Here is a 17,279-nt window from a genome sequence, read left to right as displayed (position 1 = left end):
GCGGGAGCCAATACGGCAGGTCGTCTGGTTTGGGCGACAGGACTTCAAATGTCGAGGTCCGACGCTGATCGATCCTTGATCGAAGTTAAGTTCATCCATGGTGGCCTGTTCTACTGTTGGAATGGAAGTCGCGGTCTGCTCCAGCGCTTTCGGCAAATGAGCGCCGACGGTCGCGCACCCCGATCGCTCGACGGAACGGACGACGAGGACCTGCCCATGCAGCCCAAGCTGAAAGCGATGCTGGTATTCGCGTTCCTGTTCCCGCCGACGCTCGCTCTTGCGCAGCACGACGCGCACCATGACAGCGGGGTGGGGGACCAGCCCTCTCCTCCCGCAGTCGCGGCGGCACCGCAGCCATGCGGGCCGATGACGGGTATGATCAAAGACACGATGGGCGAGCACATGTCGGCATGCCTGGCGCCCTTGCCGCAAGCGTCGCAGGCTTACATGCGGGCGATGATGGGCATGCACATGCCGATGATGGAGGCGATGCAAGCGAAAGACCCGGATTTGGCTTTCGTCAAAGGAATGATACCGCATCATCAGGCCGCGATCGACATGGCGCGAGCAGTGCTTCAATTCGGATCCGACGAATCCGCGAAGACCATGGCGCAGCAGATCATCGCGAGCCAGCAATCCGAAATCGATCGGATGCGTGAGTGGTTGCGGCGACGCGGCGAGTAAGTCGGACGGATGTGCTGACGTCGAGCTCCAACATAGTTGAGCTTGAGATGTGATCGTGACCGGAGCGGATCAAATGGATGTGCGGGCGTGGCTGCAACGCGCTGGTATCCTCATCACAATGCTGTTGGCGACCGGCGCGGCGATCGCGGACGATGGCTATCGGCAGGCGGATGGCCTGGCCGTCTACCTTGGCCTTATGCCGGCGGCGGTCGTTCGAGGCCATCCAACCACTCACTCGGAGAGTACGATGCACGGCGGCGCCGGAACGGCGCGCCATCAGCAACACATCGTTGTTGCCGTGTTCAATGCGCAAACTGGCGCCCGCGTCGAGAATGCGCGCGTGTCCGCGACGATCGGCGGCCTCGGTCATGTTGGCCAGAAAACCGTTCAGCTCGATCCGATGACGATCGAGAACACTGTCACATACGGGGGATTTGTCATTCTTCCTGGAAACGATCGCTACGACATCACCGTCGTCATCATCGTTCCGGGAGTTTCGCGCGCCGTTTCGGTGACTTTCTCCAGCGATCACGTTCAGTAGGAACATAGGCGCGAGGCCTTGGGCACCGGCCGCCATCATGCGAATTCGATCAACTCGAGGTCATGACGCACGACTGCCGTAACAAAGAGCCGTCTGTTTACGAAAGAGAGGGGTGGGGCCGTGGCGGATGCACGCGTCGGCACAATACCACCAAGTCGGCCGGTGCCGCTACGACACGTCCTGTTCGGTGCGCGAAGGCCAGGCCGGCACGATCGAATCTCCTACTGGAGGCCGGCGGATGGCATGGCAACGACCGCGAACGGAAGAGCTGATCGACAGGCTCGTCGCCGACCTGCGGCCTCGACAGATCGAAAATCGTATCCAGGCCCGCCGGCACTGGGCGGCTGCCATTCTCGCGATCGCACTGCCGCTGCTGGCGCTCGCGCAGCCTCTTCGTCCCGATCTCGCCTCGCGTCTGGCGGATCAGATGTTCGTCGCTTCGATCATGACCTCTGCGATGATTTTCGCCACAGGTCTCCTGACGGTCCTCATGCTGCGCGTCCCAGGCCGATCGTGGCTCTGGCTTCTCCTGCCGCTGATCGCCTACGGGCTCTGGATCGTTTCGGAGTCAGCCACCATCGCCCTCGACCTCTCCCAGGAGGGTCGGCGTGCCTTGGCCTTTGAGAGCAGCCCGCAATGTCCATTGATCATCGGGGCTGTCGGCGTCCCCGTTTTTTTCGGCCTCCTCGGCCTCAGTCAGGTCGGCCTCATTGTGTGGAGAGGACCAGTCATTGCTATCGCCGCTCTGTCCGCCTTCTCTTTACCGGCAACCATGCTGCATCTGCTTCACGGCCTCGATACGGGCGCGATGGTCTTGCTATGGCATCTCGGCGCGATCAGCGTTTTCTCGATCGCGGCGGCATTCCTCCTTCATCGACGCTTCCCGCGCATTCTGTGCGACTGGCTCGGATTATGAGCCTCGGCTCGGGTCGCAATCACCCTCGGCTTCGCGAGAGGGCGAATGCTCGGCCCGGGCGCAGCCGGTCAACTGACCGTCACGAAAGTCGGCTGGCATATCCGCCCGCATTCTGGCTCTTCGGCTGTGAGGTTCTGCAAACGGCGCTCTTCGCGCTCGATATAGGCGCGCGTGAGGGGAACCGCATCCTGCCGTCTAGCGACCTGAATCTGAAAAACCATCATCCCCTGATAGCGGAAAGCAAGCTCCGAAACGGCAAGGTAGTACTCCCACAACCGCGCGAAGCGTTGATCGAAGAGTTCAACGGCCGTCGCGCGGTGTGCTAGAAATCGCTCTCGCCAGTGTCTGAGCGTCTCCGCATAGTGCAGCCGCAAGATTTCGATATCCGTGACGACGAGCCCGGACCGCTCGATCGCCGAAAGGACTTCGGAGAGCGCCGGTATGTATCCGCCGGGGAATATATACTTTGCGATCCACGGATTTGTGTAACTTGGTGGATCGGAACGGCCGATAGAGTGAAGCAGAAGCACGCCATCGTCATCCAGCAGATCGCGGCATTTGCGGAAGAACGCGTCGTAATGATTCACGCCAACATGTTCGAACATACCCACAGAGACGATGCGATCGAAGCGCTCGGTGACGTCGCGATAGTCCTGAGACCGAAAGTCGAGACGCGCCGGATCTGAAGACGCGGCAGCACGAGTTCGGGCGAATTCAAGCTGCTCCGTCGACAGCGTGATTCCGGTGACGCGGGCGTCGAAGGCTTCGGCAAGGTACAGCGCCAGGCCTCCCCAACCGCAGCCGATGTCAAGTACGCGGTCTTGGCGATCGGCGCGGAGCTTTGCTGCGATGTGGCGCTTCTTCGCCTGCTGAGCCTCGTCGAGGGACATGTCTGGATTTTCGAAGTAAGCGCAGCTGTATTGCATGTCCTCGTCGAGGAACAGTTCGTAGAGTTTTGCGCTGAGATCGTAGTGATGGGCAACGTTTCGCTTCGATCGCTTGCGGCCGTTTGTCTGCGCAAGCCGCCGGACGACGAAGCGCAGGCCGGCCAGCATCTTTGTCGCAATCGGCGTGGTGCCGGTGTGCTCCTGGGACAAAAGCAGCTCGAGCAACTGCGTGATGGTGCCCTGCTCGACGATGAGGTCGCCGTCGACGAAGGCCTCGCCAAGGCGAAGTTCAGGATCAAACAGGACCCGTCGCTGCGCAGTGGCGTTTCTGAACCGGATCGCGACCGGCGCCCCGCCACCATCACCGAACGTTCTGGCGACGCCATTGGCTGTCATTATTGTGAGAGTACCCTTCTTGATCAGGCGGCGAAGGGTTCTGAAGACAAGGGCATTCATGACCGCGCTTTCTCAGTCGATTGACGCAAAAACCCGACTAGAATGCGCGCGAGCGGGCAGGAAACTTTAACGTGGATTGAATAGACGCGCCGGCGAGATCACGAATGATGGGAGTTGAACGTGGCTTCGACAATTGCACTCATCCGCTGACATTGGCGCGTTGAGCCGAGAGGCGGGGAATGAACGCCGGGACCTCTCGCATATAGCGCGCATAGGCGTCGCCGAATTCGGCAAGGGACTCGCTTTCTTCGTGCTTGGACAGCCTCCAATACATGAATACAAGGATGGGAAACATGGCGAGCGTCAGCAGGGTCGGCCATTGCAGCAAGAACCCGAACATGACCAGGACGAAACCGACATATTGCGGGTGCCGGATCCGCGCGTAGATGCCTGTTGTTGCGAGCTTGTGCTGCCGCTGCGCCCGATAAAGCGCGTTCCAGCCGGCAGAGATCAGAATGAAGCCGCCTCCGATGAAGACAAAGCTGAGAATGTGGAACGGGCCGAAATGGGGATTGGCACGCCAGCCGAAGAATTCCTCGAGCAGGTGGCCCGCATCGTGCGAGAACCAGTCGACGCCGGGATAGCGCGATTGCAGCCAGCCTGAGAGCAGGTAGATCGTTAGGGGAAAGCCGTACATCTCGGTGAAGAGCGCGACGATGAAGGCGCTGAAGGCTCCGAAAGAGCGCCAGTCCCGAGCGGTCGCCGGCTTGAAGAAACTGAACGCGAAGAAAATAAACACGATCGAGTTCAGAACAACGAGGGACCATAGACCATAGGCTGGAATACTGTCGTGCATGGGGCGCTCCGCTGAAATCATCAATGCTGGTGCGGGGATTGGCCAGGCGGTGATGACGACGAGCTTTCATCATCGCCATGCCCACCGTGCCCACCATGTTTTCCATGCATGAACACATGCAAGAGCGGGCAAGCAAGGATGAGAAGCCAGGGCAGCCAGCCCAGCAGATGCGCGCGATGTTCCGTGATCAGGTAGAATGCCGCGATCGCCAGAAAGCCGTACAGAGCAATGTTCGCTGCGCTGAAGCGGTTCGACGGTTTTTGCTCGTGATTCATGTGGTCGGTGTGCGGTTCCATGAGGGGCTCGCCGGGTTAGTGACCTTGCCAAGAGAGTAAGGGCATTGTCCTTCCCGAGGGATCGGAGGCCGCTGCCGCGAGAGGCTTGGCAAATCGCGCTTCTGCTCTCGTGCGAACGTTGAGCGCCCGCAGCGGCCTAGTCTTTAATCTCGGTTAAAGTGCCGGCGACGCCGCCCCGAAGGCGCCGCGGCGCGGTATGGCCTAGTGTCTGTTTGAGCGTCGCGGCTTTCGCGGCCTGGGAGCCGTGTTCGCCGGCGCGTATGGAAGGCCTCTCGCGCGTCGGGAGGAGGCGTCGGGGCCGAGCAGCGCATCGTCCCCGCGAAGCAAAGAAGCGGATGGCAAGGCATTGAAGTCTCGGACCAGGCTTGCCACCGACCGTGCGCACGAACCAACTCGGATATCGATGCCAGACGCGGCAAGGCGCTCACGCTCAGCGCCACCGATAAAGCCGCAAACGAGCTTTGTGGCGCCACTGGAGAGGATGAGTTCGCAGGTGGACTCGCTGGTCCGCTCGCGATTCGGCCAAAATTCCCGAAGCGGCGAGAGCGGGTCAATCAGGAGCAAGCCATCGCATTTCGCGAAGAACGGACACAGAAGGGTTCTCTGCCGGCTGCGCGAGACGAGCAGGGCGATCCAGCGCGTTCGTTCTGCCGGTGTCGGGTCTATCGTTGCCATTTCCGATCCGCAGGACACGTCCTTGGACATTTAGAAAACATGGCCGGGGATTCCGCACTTTAATCTCGATCAAACATAGATCGAACGGCGACGAATGCCATGAACTCGCATCGGAAAGGGTGTCGGCTTGGCAGTTCTGGCTCCCGGTCGAGCTCACCTGATTGATCTGAATCAATACGCATTGGCCTAGAGTATGATCGACTCTACGGGTCGGCTTCTTTCAGCGACGCGGGAGGGATATAGTCCATTCTCGCGCAGCGGACGCGGCGCGGCCGCCAACGGAAAGCCTGAAGGTGCGAGCGTATGCTCAGGGTCCTGGCCTTGCTGATCTTCTGCACGGTGTCCTTGCTAGCGCAAGGGGCGCCGGCGCAGGCTCATGCGGGTCATGCCAGCCAGGTCAGCCAGCAGAGCCACGCGAACATTCCGGAGTTGCGGGTTTCTGGTCCCAATGAGGGCGATTGCCCGTTCCAGCATGGACGCTGCTGCAAAAGCATGTGTGCCATGTGTTATCTGCCCATGCCACCGCAGCACCAAGGGGTTGTGACCCTTCGGCTCGAATCCTCCGCAATGCAGCCTGCGCGCGAGGATCTGGCCCGGCTTGTCCTGCTCGGCAGAGACCCTCCAGTCCCGCGGCCTCGCGACCTCTAAGGGCATCCTGGCCAGTCTGTGACCCTGTTTCGCGGGGCATTGGCTGAGTTCGGCTAGGCCCGGCTGAGAGCCCTGGCGCGCGCGCCAGCGGGCATCAGGACACTCCCATCAAAGAATTTGTTCGGCTGCGTAAGCAGCTGCCGGAACGGGCTCCGCGCCCGGGAGGTGTAATGTGAGCTTGGATCGAGCGTCTTTAACAGAAAAGACAGCCCGGTCGCTCCGCCGCGACGATTGGGAAACCGTTGAGCGCGAGCGGAATGGACTGGTGTTACGTGAATTGTCGTTGGCTGAGGCGAGCCGCCGGGGCTGTGCGCGGGGCGATGAGTTGATCCGGCGCCGGGGGCGCCAGGAGTCGCAGGATGGTCCGCCGGCAAGCGCGCCGGTCGGCGGAGCGTTGCCGGGTGAGCAGCACCGTCTGCTTGCCCGTTATCACACGGGCGATCGCAAAATTGAAGCTGGCCGCGACCTGTTCAGCATCGGCTGGACGGGCAAATCGGTCTTCAACCTGCTCGACGGCTGGGTGGCCGTCTACACGCTCTTGGAAGACGGTCGGCGGCAAATCGTTCAGTTCGCGCTGCCAGGTGCGATCCTTGGGATTTTGCCGTCCAGGCGGGGACCGGCCACGGTGGGCGCGCAGGCCTTAACGGATGTGAGCGTTTGCGTCATCCCGACGTCTGTCCTGACCGCCCATACGCGCACCGAACCGGAGATCTGCCTCCGACTCGTGCGGTCGCTTGCCCGCGATTGCAGCCTCGCGTTCGACCATCTTACCAGCATCGGACGGCGTTCGGCGCGAGAGAGGGTCGCTCACCTGCTTCTGGAGCTGTTCACGCGCTACCGGGCGCAATGGCCCGGCAATCATATCGAAGAGATGACGCTACCGTTGACGCAGGAGCAGATTGGCGATGCTACCGGCCTGACATTCGTCCATGTCAACCGCGTCCTGAGCGCCATGCGCAAAGAAGGGATCGTTCAATTCCACTATCGTCGATTGCGAATACTGAACCCAGATCGACTTATTGAGGTTGCCGGTGTGGATCCCGAAACGGCGATAGGCTGGCTTGAGCGACGCCCCTGGGCCTAGTTTGGCTGAATCAAAAGCAGCCCGGTCGGCGGAGTCCCGAGGGTCCGCCGGAGAATCGAAGCCATTGTTGCGACGCTGGGGCCGGCGTCGCGGTCGCGATCCTTGGCATTCTGCTGGTGAAGCGTCCGGTCGGCGAAGGAATGGCGATCCCCGGATATGCAGGAAACGCTTGATCGAGATTAAAGATGGTCCACCTGCCAGCGGCTAGCCTTGATAGTTGGCGAAGAGGAAACGCATGAGGCGAAAGCACCAGCACGCCCCCGATCGTCATGCCCTCGAGCAGGAGCCATCGTAATGAGCACCCCCTCTGTCGACCAGACCAAGACCCCTGAGCACGCGACCCCAGATGCCTCGTCCTGCTGCGGCGGCCATGCCAACACGGAAGCCTCCGAGAAAGCGCATGGCCACGCCTCATGCGCAACCCACGACCGTACCGCTGACCATGCCATAACGGCCGTGTCCCCGGATGATCAGGGTCGCGCGCCGTCCAGCGCCGGCCGTCCCGCGAAGAAATCCAGCTGCTGCAGCGGCGGGTGATAGGGCGGGAGGAGGAGGGCATGATCGGGCCTCGCGTCGATTTGGCAGCGGAGACGGCTTCGCCAATGACCGCCGAGATGCTTTCTGTCCGCCCATCGCTGAAAACGCGCCCTATGTCGGCCGACAGCTGTCGCTTCCGCCGCCGGCTGCTTCTATGTCGGCTCGGCGAAGGTCAGTTCAGAGGAATGACGCCTCGACCTGGAAACCGTTCGGGCCGGAGCGAACGCCTGCAACGGCAGGATGCGCTATCGACTTCATGACAGGATTGCAGATGGGCAAGAAGGAAAAACGCGAAGCCGCCGGCAAGGCACTTCACGAGCTTCAGGTGGAATTGTCGGGCCTTCAAAAACACGTCATCAAATCCGGGACGAAAGTTCTCGTGCTTTTCGAAGGCCGCGACGCGTCCGGCAAAGATGGAACGATAAAGCGGGTCGTCGAACATCTCAGCCCGCGCGAGACGCGCGTGGTCGCGCTGGGCAAGCCGTCTGACCGCGATCAAAAGTCCTGGTATTTCCAGCGTTGGGTGCCGCATCTCCCGGCAGGCGGAGAGATCGTGCTGTTCAATCGCAGTTGGTACAACCGTGCCGGCGTCGAGCGGGTGATGGGATTCTGCAGCACCGCGGAATATGATGAGTTCCTCACAACGGCGCCACTCTTCGAACAGTTGCTCGCCCATTGCGGCGTCACCATCCTCAAATACTATCTGGACATCTCCCGGACCGAACAAAAGCGTCGGCTGAAGGAGCGACGAGATGATCCACTGAAGCAGTGGAAGCTCAGTCCCATCGACGACACCGCAACAAAACATTGGAACGACTATAGCGCAGCCCGGAACGAGATGCTGGCTCGCACGCACACCCCATTCGCGCCATGGACCGTCGTCCGCGCGGATGACAAATCAGAGGCCCGGCTCAATGTCATCCGAGACCTTCTGACGCGCTTCGACTTCGGCGGCAAGGATCGCGCTCGGGACCTACCGGATCCGAACGTCGTATTCCCGTACGACAAAGCGGCGCTGACGAACGGCCTAATTGCGGAGTAACTGATGCCCTATCCATCCGACGATTTTCGCTACCATCGTCGCCCAGCAAAGTATGACCCGCAGCTTGTTTCCTAAGGATGCTCCGATGATGGACCACTCTTATATGATGACCGGTTATTGGTCACCTTGGCACTGGTTTGCGTTTGTTATGTTCGCCGCCCTCGTTCTTTACCCCGTCGGGCGCATCCTCGCTCGAATTGGCTACTCGCCATTTTGGTCAATCCTCGCGTTCGTGCCGCTGGCCAACCTGGTTGGCCTCTGGTTTGTCGCGCTAGGCGAATGGCCACGGCATAGGTCGAGCTCGTGATGACGCACGCGTTTTATCGCTCAACGGCCATGGCCCGGAAGAGTGAAAACGGTTGATGGCCCTGAGCGACGTGGCCTGCGCTTGGGAGAACACTGGTTTATCGCGTAATACCGTTTGACGCGCGAGTTTCACGGGCCAGACTAGCAGCGGTCGGTGCAGCCAGACTGTCGGCGTTCAAATCGGCAACGGCCGGGGCGTCGGTTCAAGGGTCGGCCTTGGCTTTGGCATCGGCGAACGCCTTGCGAAATTGTTCGGCCTTTTCGCAATGGCAATCCAGGAACCCGTGCACTGGGCAGGTTCGGCACATCTCCTCGAGACGTTTCCGCAGCGCCTGCCGGCCGCGATGCAATCGAACGGTCACATTGTTCAACGAAGTCCCGAGACTTGCCGCCAGGCGCTCACGTGGCTCCCCGAGGATATCCGCACGCCAGATGATATCGGCGTATTCCGCTTTCAGTGTCGGCAATATGCGATAGAGGCAGTTGCAGATCGCCGCATCGAGCTCCTCATCGACGGGGTGGTTCTCGACGTCCGCCTGATCGATTACGATTTCGCGTCGACGCCGTCGTGCCGCTTCTCGTTGATAGTCGGCAATTGTCGTCGCCAGGATCCGGCCTAGCCAGCCGCGCACCATTCCCACATCGCGAAGCTGCGACGCTCGTTCCAGGGCCCGCAGCGAGAACCGTTGCAAGACCTCGTCGGCGGCGTCCCGATCGCCGAGGCGGCGCTGGAGAAATAGAAGTATCTGCTTCTGCGCCTCGACCAACGCGTTTTGCACCGCGCTATCATGAAGTTTTGCGGCTTGAACATCCTTGGCGGCGGGAGGCGGAGTCTTCTCGTTTTGCGGGCTGTCTGTCACGACCCTCCGTACTCCTTGACTTGCAGATGCGGGTGACGCTGACCACGCTGACATTAGAAACCGCCAAGTCTTTAACCCAGATCAAGGTCTGCTCTTGCGATCGCCGCCGCCCGCTGCTTAAATCACGACCTGAGCAGCGGCACGATCTGGGTTGTTCCTTCCGAACGCTCGTCCGCGAGTCTCGGCGGCGTCCCGCGCGATCCCCGCCACCCGAAAAAGCAATGGAGCTTTGTGCCCATACAACGTGGGCAGGCAGCGTGCGCAACTCGGCTTTCTTCATTGCCGAGGGGTTCAACATGCTCATGGTCATCCACGGCTCGGACGTCGGTCGGCACAGCGCGCTGATGAATCGCGCTCACCGCTTTCGACACAGTATCTTCGTCGACGAGAAGGGCTGGGAGGAACTGCGTCAGTCCGATGGTTGCGAGCGTGACCGGTTCGACGACGCGCATGCCGTTCATCATATCTGCCTGCACGGCGAAGAGATTGTCGGTTACCAGCGCTTGCTGCCGACCACCCGGCCGCACCTCCTGACCGACGTGCTCACGGATCTGTGCCGGCGCGCGCCGCCGCGCGGGCCGCGCGTCTTCGAGTGGACGCGCTTTTGTGTCGCTCAAGGCCACCGGGAATTGAGACCACGCGGCAATAGCCCCTTCCTCGAGCTCGCCCAGGGCGTTGTCGAATGGGGAATGGCAAGGCGCGTCGGCACTGTCACCGTCGCGATCGACTGGCGTTTAATGGTTCAAGCCTCAATATGAGCGTGTTCGAACTGCTCGGCTTCGAGGTCTCCGATGCGCGGCGCGCCCTCAAGAAGAGCGGTGTCGACTACGACGATCTGACATCGGCGATTAGCAAAAAGAATCGCGCCGATCGCGCCCTGGCGCGTCAGACACGATCTCGGAAGCTTCCCTCCTGAAAAACCGCGACCAGTGCGGCAATCGCTGTTCTGGCTCAGGCGAGAAGCTGGGGAGGTCTGGCCTCCCCAGCTGGATCGATTATGCGGCTGAGCGCTCAGCGGCCTGGGCGAGCCGGCCAAATTCGAGGGCGATCAGGTCGACGGTGTAGATCCGCTTGCCGTCGCGCTCGTAGCTGTTCTGCCGAAGGCGGCCCCGCACGTGGACCAAGTCGCCCTTGCTGACGTGCTCGTTCACGTAACCCTGGATCGATTTGGTGAAGATCGTGACCTCGTTCCAGTGCTGGTCGTCCTGCCACTCGCCGCCTTGGTCCTTGAAGGGATAGTTGGCGCAGACGGTAACGCGGACTGTCTTGCCGACCTGCTTGATGGTCCCGACGTGGCCGATGAGGGTGAATTCGGCGATGTTGCGCATAGTCTCTCTCCATCTTGTGGGGCTGCGCCCCGTTGCGATGGCGATCCGTCATGGCCGGGAAGCCGGCACAGAGCCGAAGCCCGCGAGACGCGGGCGAAGGGCGAGCGTAGCGCTGCGTCCCGGAAGGCCGTGAATTTTGGCGCCGCAGGCGCGGGCGCGAGGAATGCCGATCGGGGCCCCGCTTGCGGGGTGATCCGGCAGGGGAAAATTCTCGGGCGGAGGGACCGACGTGCGGGCGACGGCCATAGGAATCCAGCCACGCAACCGGGAGCGCTGCCCGACCGGGAGAGAGGAGCAATCGTCGCCATGCCACCACGACCGCGCGGCGGGCCTAACACCGTGGGCACGAAGAAAAAAGCGATGTCGATGCTTGCTCGCCAAGGACGAGGAGGCGTGGGAAGAGGCGCCGCACGGATTGGCATCGACCAAGGAAAACGGCCATGGACCCGAACGAGCGCCAGCTGCGACCTTTCACGGGATGGGTCCGACGGCACGACCGCAGCGCGAACGTCGGGCGAAAAACCGAGCTCCGCCCGTTGCACAGCGGGCTCGGAGCCCCGGGGTGCCGACGCCTTGCCGAACCACCTGAGGAGGCCAAGCCGTACCACGACACCGCCCGCGCCATCAAGCGGATCGTTTCGCGCGAAGTTGCGCGTTGATCTGCGACATCAGGATCGGGCCAAGCGAGAATTCACCGGCTTTGGCCTTTTCCGTCAGGCCACGCAAATACCCGCCAGCGGAGCGAATCGCCGCGCCGCGTTGCAGGATGCACGCGACCACCACCGCGGCCTGCATTTCGCCCATGATCGCTTGCGCCTCCTCCCAGGCGCTGGGACTGATCCCGAGCATCGACCGCACCACGACCGCGGTGGCCAGCAGGTCACGCCAGTTCGAAATTCCGCCCTTGGCGTACTCCGCGATGTCGGGGCAAGCGTTCATCACCATCCCAAGGGGATAGGCCGTCTCCGCAACCCTCGGCGTTCGTGGTTCTGGCACCGCCCTCCCCGCCCGGCTTCCTCGAAAGCCAGGTTCAAGATCAATTAAGGGGTCTGGATTTGAATTCTGTATATGGCGCTCATTTCGGGACTCATTGGCGCTCATATCTTGTGTTTTGATGTGACTTTCCAGCAGGTTGAGGACGTCGTCAGCCAGTTGCGACAACTCTTCGGCCGCGGCCTCCAGCTGCCCGCGCGTCGCCGTGCGCGGAATCCCCTCGACAATCGAGCGAAAACCGGCATGCACCTCCGCCCAGTCTGCGGGCCCCTGCCCTCCCCTGCGCGTCGGAACGCCCTCCTCGATCCCCGTCGCAATCATCTTGGCGATGTCGCGTCGGCACAGTGTGATGCGCTCGCGGGCCAGCTTTATGGCGCGCGCTTCAGCCTCTACGGCAGCCGCAAGGCTCTGAAACTCCTCCGCGCGAACGACAAGCGGCGAAAGATCGAAGCCAAAGGCGAGCTCGATCTCGCCGGACGCGCCCTTGCGGGCGTAGCGCTTGCCGTTAGGACTGTCCCGCCGGATGACAAGACCCGCGTCGACGAGGACGGAGAGGTGGCGACGCAGCGTCGATGCCGGCATGCCGTGGGCGCGCAGAGAGAGCTGAAGGTTCGAGGGGAAAACGACAAGATCGTCCTCGCCCGTCAGCGCAGTCTCCGGATGGAATGTGAGAAGCGCGTTCAGAACAGAGAGGGCGCGCTCCGTCACGCCGAGGCTCGGCCGCGCCAGACATATGGCGTGAAAGATTTTCCACTTGTGTACGACCTTGTCAGGTGGCCGAGACGATGCGGCGATCTGCGTTGCCACATGGGCAAGCGTCAGTGATCGCCGCCCGAAGGGCGTCGTTGGGGTATGCGGTTCCATATCTTTGCCTCATCCGGGCAAAGGAAAGCTGCTCGCCGAAACGGCGCCGTCTCTCACTTGAGACTTGACTGCGATTCGCGGAAGTGATTCTCTATCAGTCGCCAAACTAAGACAGAGGCTTCCGGGACGGTGACGTTTCGGGGGCCTTTTTCTTTGCCGATTTCAATCCTTCAGTGGGTGGAACGCGGTTCACGCATTACGGCGGCCGCCTCGCGCTGTGCGAGGGCAGCTGCTGCAATCTTGGTTGCAAGGAGGTGTCATGCGCCCTCCTTGGATTTTCGGAATGCCTCGTAGAGATCCGGCAGCCGATCTAGGACGAAATCGCCGAACGAAGGGGCTGCCTTCTCATCGACGCTGAGGATGAATCGGCTGGGACTTCTGTCGATTTTCGCGATTCTCTTCCCGTCGTTTGCAGTCCAGACCGTGGCCTTTGCGGTTTTTCCCTCGCGCGCGGTCAGGATCGACAGCGCCATGCGAAAGCGGTCGTCCGACGATCCTGCGAGAAATTTCGGATTGCCGAGCAAGGCCTCAAGCGTCTTGGCAGGCTTGCGGTCGCCGAGATGCTCGACGAATTCCAGCCATCGACGGCGTCCAACCTTCGGTGCGGGACCGATGGCATCGCTCAGCTCGGCCGGGATCGCGCGATAGATGGAGATCAGGCGCGACAATTCCGTTTTGTCGACGGATAAAGCGGCCATGATCGTATCGCGTTTGAAGTTGCGATCCTCGAGCAATGTCGCGTAGCGCGCGCGTTCGATGAACGAGAGGTCCTCTCGCTCTCCGTTCTCCTTGCCCTGCGCGACCACGAGCTCGTCGTCCGAGAGATCTTGGACAACCGCGCGAACGGGGCGACCCAGTTCCCGCAGCGCTTGAACCCGCCGGTGACCATAAGCAGTCTGATAGCGGCCCGGTTGAGTAGGGTGGGGCCGCAGAAGGGCTGGGACGAGTTGTCCTCTCGTTCTAATCGACTCCTTGAAGGACGCGAAGTTTGCATCCGAACCCTTCATGCGATCGGGGATGATCGAGTCATCGACGAGATCTGCGTCAATCTCGACGACGTCTTGTCCGCTGACCAAGCGTTCGGAAAGAACCTTGGCCGCATCGCGCTCAGCGGATAGCTGCTCAAGAGAGCGGCTCATCGCGCCTACGGCCCCACGCGAACCAAGCGTCGGCACGCGTTGTTCCGGCGCGGCCGCCGCTGCTTCGCCAGCGAGGCTGGAATGACCGCCTTCTATGAGGTCAGCGAGAAGGTTCTTCCGTGCCATCAGGTCCTCCGCCAGGCCGCCCGGATGAGGCTCTCGATTTCGCCGTTGACGCTGTCCAATGATTCGATCGCGCGGTCATAGGTCGAGCGCGTGAACTGCTGCCGCTCCACTTCGTACAGCGTCTGTTTGGTGATCCCGGCGTCGGAAATCGCGGTACTTTTCAGAACCATGTTCGTGAGGACGCGATCGGCGAAGAGCGATCGCATGAAGCTCACCATCTGTGTCTGCGGCCCGTCACTTGGCTCGTATCGCGTGACGAGATAGCGCATCCAATCGTAGTTCGTGGCTCCGCCGGCTTTCGCCACGACAGACATCAGGTCCGAAGTCATGATCAGGAACTGGCACATCGACATGACGTCGAGCATCTGTGGATGCACGGGAATGAGCAGAGCCGTCGCAGCGCAAAGCGCCGACATGGTGAGAAATCCCAGTTGCGGCGGACAATCGATGACGACGACATCGTACTTGCTCTCGACCGTGCCGAGCGCCCGCGCGACACGCGCGAAGAACAGTGGATCGTCTGTTTTTCGTGACGTGAGCGCTTTGGGCGTCTCGTGCTCGAATTCCATGAGCTCGATATTGCCAGGAATGATGTCGAGCCCTGAAAAGTACGTTGGACGGATAATGTCGGCTAGGTCCCTGCGCTCGGCGTCATACCGGATTGCGCCGTACAATGTGCCGTTTTCCTCAACGTCGAATTCGGGCTGATACCCATGGAGCGCAGAGAGCGACGCCTGCGGATCGAGATCAATCGCGAGGACGCGGTATCCCTGCAGCGTGAGATGCTGTGCGAGATGGGCGGCCGTCGTGGTCTTTCCGGAGCCGCCCTTGAAATTGACGACAGCGACGACCTGAAGATGGTCCCCCGCAGATCGCCATGGGCGATAACGGCGAGCGCTCTTGCCTGTTTCGTCAAGATAGGTCCGTAGCGCCTGAATGTCATCGAACGAGTAGGAGCGACGTCCGGATGAACTCGTTTCCGGCTGCGGCCCCTTCCCTTCCAGAGATAACTGGCGCAAATAGCCGTCATTGACGCCGATGAGCTTTGCCGCCTCGCCCGACGAGAATGGTCTCAGTTTCTTTCTCGCTTTCGGGGGAAAGAGCTTTAAGCGGTGCTGCTGAAGTTTCGCGGATAGCTCTCTTGCATCGGCTGCAATAAGCTCATGAATCGCGAGGCGGCCCGCGTCCGGCGTCACTGGGAAAGTTTCGTCCACCCGGTTGTCCACGGTCCGCTCGTGTAGTTACGCCTTCGAGGGGCTCTTACGGTTATAAACCGTGGCTAGTAAGCCCGATTCTACCGTGTTCCGCAACAAATTAAGGGTTAACGAGATCTTAACGCTGCATGGCTTCGCAAAGATTGCCGCGGCCCACGGAACGGGTGCCGGCGGCGAGTTGACCGGTGTCAACTTTCGGGTGAAGTCGCGAGTTGACACCGGTCAACCCCGATGTCTCGTCCGATGACCGGCGTCAGAGACCCAATCGAGCCGCCCTGCCCTGCGCACGCTCTACCTCGTTATAGTAGCTCGACGCCTGCTGGACGGACCGATGTTGGGACTGCTGCATCGCTTCCGGCAGCCCGATCCCCTGTCGTGCCGCCTCGGTCAGAAATCCAGCGCGCAATCCGTGCGCGGTGAACTCCCTGGGGTCGAGCTCGGCCATCGCGCAGCGACGCTTAACGATCAGGTTGATCGATTGCGGTGTCAGCGCGCGCTCCTCGATCGCCTCCCAACGGTCGATCGCGCGGAAGACAGGGCCCTTCCGAATATCGGCTCGCAAGAGCCACTCCCGCAATGCTTCGACCGGCGGCCCGACCAGGAACACCCTGCCCTCATCGTTGGCGTCTCCAGTCTTGGTGCGGCCGAGCTGGATGGAGATGCACGGCAAGGTCGGAGAATTCGGGTCGCGCGGATCGAGTGGCACGTCCTGCTCCTCACCCAGCTGCTCGACGCGAAGTCGTGCCACCTCGCTCCGGCGCCGCCCGCCGGAGGCGAACGCCACAAGCAAGATCGCGAGATCGCGGGTGTCGGCCAGCCGGTCGGTCGCGCAGGTCGCAGTGAGCTTGTCGAGGACGTCCCGCGTGACGGCGCGCTTGCTCTTGCGCCGGCGTGGCCGCGGCGAAGCCCGCACCGAGAGGCGCACCGCCGACCGAACGCCGGGCGAGCCGAACGACCCCTTCATCCCCTTCCAGCGATGCAGTGTTCCCCAGCTCGCCAGCCGCCGCTTTACGGTGTTCGGCGCATGTGGCCCCTCGCTGCGCAGCAGCCCCTGCGCGCGCAGAGCGGCATCGACTTCCGCGGGCATCCCGTGACGGAGAGCGCGCTCGCGCTCGGACGTGTCCCAGAGATGATGGGCGACAAACTTCAGGGCGAGCGCCTCAGGCGCCGGCCACGGCAGCGCCTCGCCGGTCGCCGCAAACGCCCAGGCTTCGAGATAGGCAAGGTCAGAGGTGAGCGCGCGAAGGCTGTTGTCACCCATGCCTTCCTTGGCGAGATGCTTCAGCGTCGCGACGTCGTCGTCGGTGAGCAGCTGCGCCAGGCGGTCGCGCCGATCCATCGGGAGAATGGCCGAGAGCGTGTCGAGCTCAAGAGCGCGTCGCGATTCGGCGTCGAGAGAGCGACCTTTGACGATATCATCCATGGCGATCCTCAGAACCCGTAGGTCTGCTCGGCCCAGCGCAAAAGCACGACCGCGTCGGCATCGGGCAGACGCACGCGCTGCTTCTTGAGACCGTCCGCGATGGCGAGACCCACATCGGCCTCGACCCAGTGGCCATGCGTCATCAGAAAAAACCAGCCGAAGGTCAGGGAGACCTCGCGATCAATCGCCTCAATGCGATCCATCAGCTGATGGACGGAGGTCTCGGCCGAAATCAACAGGCGCTCACGCGGCATCTTCAGCGGTCGCGGGATAAACCGACTTCGCGCTCGCCCTTGTAGGCGTAGTCGCGGACGTCGAGCGCCCAGTGCGCGAAGACGCGTTGCGCGCGGGCGCTCGAATCTTCCCAATCGCGGAAGAAGCGCGCCTCGCGTGGCACGAACTCGAAATAGTCCGGCACCAAGTCAAGGAACGGCGTCTCGCGCGTCCCGTCCGGTCCGACCTCG

17 protein-coding genes and 1 pseudogene are annotated in these 17,279 nt (G+C 61.7%); 7 read left to right on the top strand and 11 right to left on the bottom strand.

The features are described from left to right. From copM to EK403_RS15195, 3 genes are all read left to right on the top strand, one after another. A partial coding sequence (copM, locus tag EK403_RS15205; protein WP_128778430.1) for a CopM family metallochaperone occupies positions 1-684 on the top strand: 684 nt, incomplete at its 5' end. Between the two features lie 49 nt (positions 685-733). Then, on the top strand, positions 734-1,225 hold the full coding sequence (locus tag EK403_RS15200; RefSeq protein ID WP_128778321.1) for a hypothetical protein: 492 nt from the start codon (positions 734-736) through the stop codon (positions 1,223-1,225). A 238-nt stretch (positions 1,226-1,463) separates the two neighbouring features. Further along, complete coding sequence (locus tag EK403_RS15195; RefSeq protein WP_164919617.1) at positions 1,464-2,141, top strand: NrsF family protein; 678 nt, start codon at positions 1,464-1,466, stop codon at positions 2,139-2,141. Positions 2,142-2,209: 68 nt separating this feature from the next. On the opposite strand, the gene EK403_RS15190 is transcribed toward EK403_RS15195, so the two are convergent. The 3 genes from EK403_RS15190 to EK403_RS15180 form a co-directional block, all read right to left on the bottom strand. After that, positions 2,210-3,484 (bottom strand): cyclopropane fatty acid synthase, encoded by a 1,275-nt coding sequence (locus EK403_RS15190; RefSeq protein WP_128778319.1) that lies wholly within the window; start codon positions 3,482-3,484, stop codon positions 2,210-2,212. A gap of 139 nt (positions 3,485-3,623) precedes the next feature. Next, positions 3,624-4,280, bottom strand: a complete 657-nt coding sequence (locus EK403_RS15185) for a methyltransferase family protein (RefSeq protein WP_128778318.1) — start codon at positions 4,278-4,280, stop codon at positions 3,624-3,626. Between the two features lie 20 nt (positions 4,281-4,300). Then, the gene (locus EK403_RS15180) at positions 4,301-4,576 is read right to left on the bottom strand and encodes a DUF2933 domain-containing protein (protein ID WP_423269978.1); all 276 of its coding nucleotides are present in this window, start codon (positions 4,574-4,576) and stop codon (positions 4,301-4,303) included. Positions 4,577-6,071: 1,495 nt separating this feature from the next. Here EK403_RS15180 and EK403_RS15175 point away from each other — a divergent pair. After that, positions 6,072-6,983: a Crp/Fnr family transcriptional regulator gene (locus EK403_RS15175; RefSeq protein WP_244624031.1), complete on the top strand. Its 912-nt coding sequence runs from the start codon at positions 6,072-6,074 to the stop codon at positions 6,981-6,983. 808 nt (positions 6,984-7,791) lie between these two features. After that, the gene (ppk2, locus tag EK403_RS15170; RefSeq protein WP_128778317.1) at positions 7,792-8,562 is read left to right on the top strand and encodes a polyphosphate kinase 2; all 771 of its coding nucleotides are present in this window, start codon (positions 7,792-7,794) and stop codon (positions 8,560-8,562) included. A gap of 509 nt (positions 8,563-9,071) precedes the next feature. On the opposite strand, the gene EK403_RS15160 is transcribed toward ppk2, so the two are convergent. Then, entirely contained in the window at positions 9,072-9,728 is a 657-nt protein-coding gene (locus tag EK403_RS15160; RefSeq protein WP_244624032.1) for an RNA polymerase sigma factor, read from the bottom strand. 26 nt (positions 9,729-9,754) lie between these two features. On the opposite strand from EK403_RS15160, the gene EK403_RS23295 reads away from it, so the two are divergent. Further along, complete coding sequence (locus EK403_RS23295; RefSeq protein WP_245479719.1) at positions 9,755-10,486, top strand: acyl-homoserine-lactone synthase; 732 nt, start codon at positions 9,755-9,757, stop codon at positions 10,484-10,486. Continuing rightward, positions 10,483-10,644: a hypothetical protein gene (locus EK403_RS15150; RefSeq protein WP_245479718.1), complete on the top strand. Its 162-nt coding sequence runs from the start codon at positions 10,483-10,485 to the stop codon at positions 10,642-10,644. Before EK403_RS23295 ends, EK403_RS15150 begins: the two co-directional genes overlap by 4 nt. 79 nt (positions 10,645-10,723) lie before the next feature. Here the strand turns inward: EK403_RS15150 and EK403_RS15145 are convergent, their stop codons facing one another. The 7 genes and pseudogenes from EK403_RS15145 to EK403_RS23785 all read right to left on the bottom strand — a co-directional run. Further along, a complete protein-coding gene (locus tag EK403_RS15145) occupies positions 10,724-11,056 on the bottom strand; it encodes a single-stranded DNA-binding protein (RefSeq protein ID WP_128778314.1) in 333 nt (110 codons plus the stop codon). A 624-nt stretch (positions 11,057-11,680) separates the two neighbouring features. Then, positions 11,681-12,913: a plasmid replication protein RepC gene (gene repC / locus EK403_RS15135; protein ID WP_128778313.1), complete on the bottom strand. Its 1,233-nt coding sequence runs from the start codon at positions 12,911-12,913 to the stop codon at positions 11,681-11,683. A 257-nt stretch (positions 12,914-13,170) separates the two neighbouring features. Beyond that, positions 13,171-14,178 carry a plasmid partitioning protein RepB gene (gene repB, locus EK403_RS15130; protein ID WP_128778312.1) on the bottom strand — a complete coding sequence of 336 codons (1,008 nt, stop codon included), beginning with the start codon at positions 14,176-14,178 and terminating at the stop codon, positions 13,171-13,173. Beyond that, complete coding sequence (repA, locus tag EK403_RS15125; protein ID WP_423269977.1) at positions 14,178-15,404, bottom strand: plasmid partitioning protein RepA; 1,227 nt, start codon at positions 15,402-15,404, stop codon at positions 14,178-14,180. The genes repB and repA overlap by 1 nt, the downstream gene beginning before the upstream one ends. A gap of 241 nt (positions 15,405-15,645) precedes the next feature. Beyond that, positions 15,646-16,815: a tyrosine-type recombinase/integrase gene (locus EK403_RS15120; protein ID WP_128778311.1), complete on the bottom strand. Its 1,170-nt coding sequence runs from the start codon at positions 16,813-16,815 to the stop codon at positions 15,646-15,648. A gap of 8 nt (positions 16,816-16,823) precedes the next feature. Then, positions 16,824-17,069, bottom strand: a complete 246-nt coding sequence (locus EK403_RS23790) for a hypothetical protein (protein WP_428979616.1) — start codon at positions 17,067-17,069, stop codon at positions 16,824-16,826. 2 nt (positions 17,070-17,071) lie between these two features. Beyond that, positions 17,072-17,279, bottom strand: a pseudogene (locus EK403_RS23785) (hypothetical protein); the annotation flags it as partial.

Origin of the sequence: Hansschlegelia zhihuaiae (genome assembly GCF_004103825.1) — a bacterium.
Lineage (GTDB): Bacteria > Pseudomonadota > Alphaproteobacteria > Rhizobiales > Methylopilaceae > Methylopila > Methylopila zhihuaiae.
Note: the sequence above shows the minus strand (reverse complement) of the source record. Positions and strands in the feature narration are given on the sequence as shown.

What these genes read in the sequence shown, in the direction of transcription:
- EK403_RS15185 (WP_128778318.1), bottom strand. Translation starts at nt 4,280, where the DNA reads ATGCACGACAGTATTCCAGCCTATGGTCTATGGTCCCTCGTTGTTCTG.
- repC (WP_128778313.1), bottom strand. Translation starts at nt 12,913, where the DNA reads ATGGAACCGCATACCCCAACGACGCCCTTCGGGCGGCGATCACTGACG.
- EK403_RS15195 (WP_164919617.1), top strand. Translation starts at nt 1,464, where the DNA reads ATGGCATGGCAACGACCGCGAACGGAAGAGCTGATCGACAGGCTCGTC.
- EK403_RS15190 (WP_128778319.1), bottom strand. Translation starts at nt 3,484, where the DNA reads ATGAATGCCCTTGTCTTCAGAACCCTTCGCCGCCTGATCAAGAAGGGT.
- EK403_RS15145 (WP_128778314.1), bottom strand. Translation starts at nt 11,056, where the DNA reads ATGCGCAACATCGCCGAATTCACCCTCATCGGCCACGTCGGGACCATC.
- EK403_RS15120 (WP_128778311.1), bottom strand. Translation starts at nt 16,815, where the DNA reads ATGGATGATATCGTCAAAGGTCGCTCTCTCGACGCCGAATCGCGACGC.
- EK403_RS15150 (WP_245479718.1), top strand. Translation starts at nt 10,483, where the DNA reads ATGAGCGTGTTCGAACTGCTCGGCTTCGAGGTCTCCGATGCGCGGCGC.
- EK403_RS15180 (WP_423269978.1), bottom strand. Translation starts at nt 4,576, where the DNA reads ATGGAACCGCACACCGACCACATGAATCACGAGCAAAAACCGTCGAAC.
- EK403_RS23295 (WP_245479719.1), top strand. Translation starts at nt 9,755, where the DNA reads ATGCGGGTGACGCTGACCACGCTGACATTAGAAACCGCCAAGTCTTTA.
- EK403_RS23790 (WP_428979616.1), bottom strand. Translation starts at nt 17,069, where the DNA reads ATGCCGCGTGAGCGCCTGTTGATTTCGGCCGAGACCTCCGTCCATCAG.
- ppk2 (WP_128778317.1), top strand. Translation starts at nt 7,792, where the DNA reads ATGGGCAAGAAGGAAAAACGCGAAGCCGCCGGCAAGGCACTTCACGAG.
- repB (WP_128778312.1), bottom strand. Translation starts at nt 14,178, where the DNA reads ATGGCACGGAAGAACCTTCTCGCTGACCTCATAGAAGGCGGTCATTCC.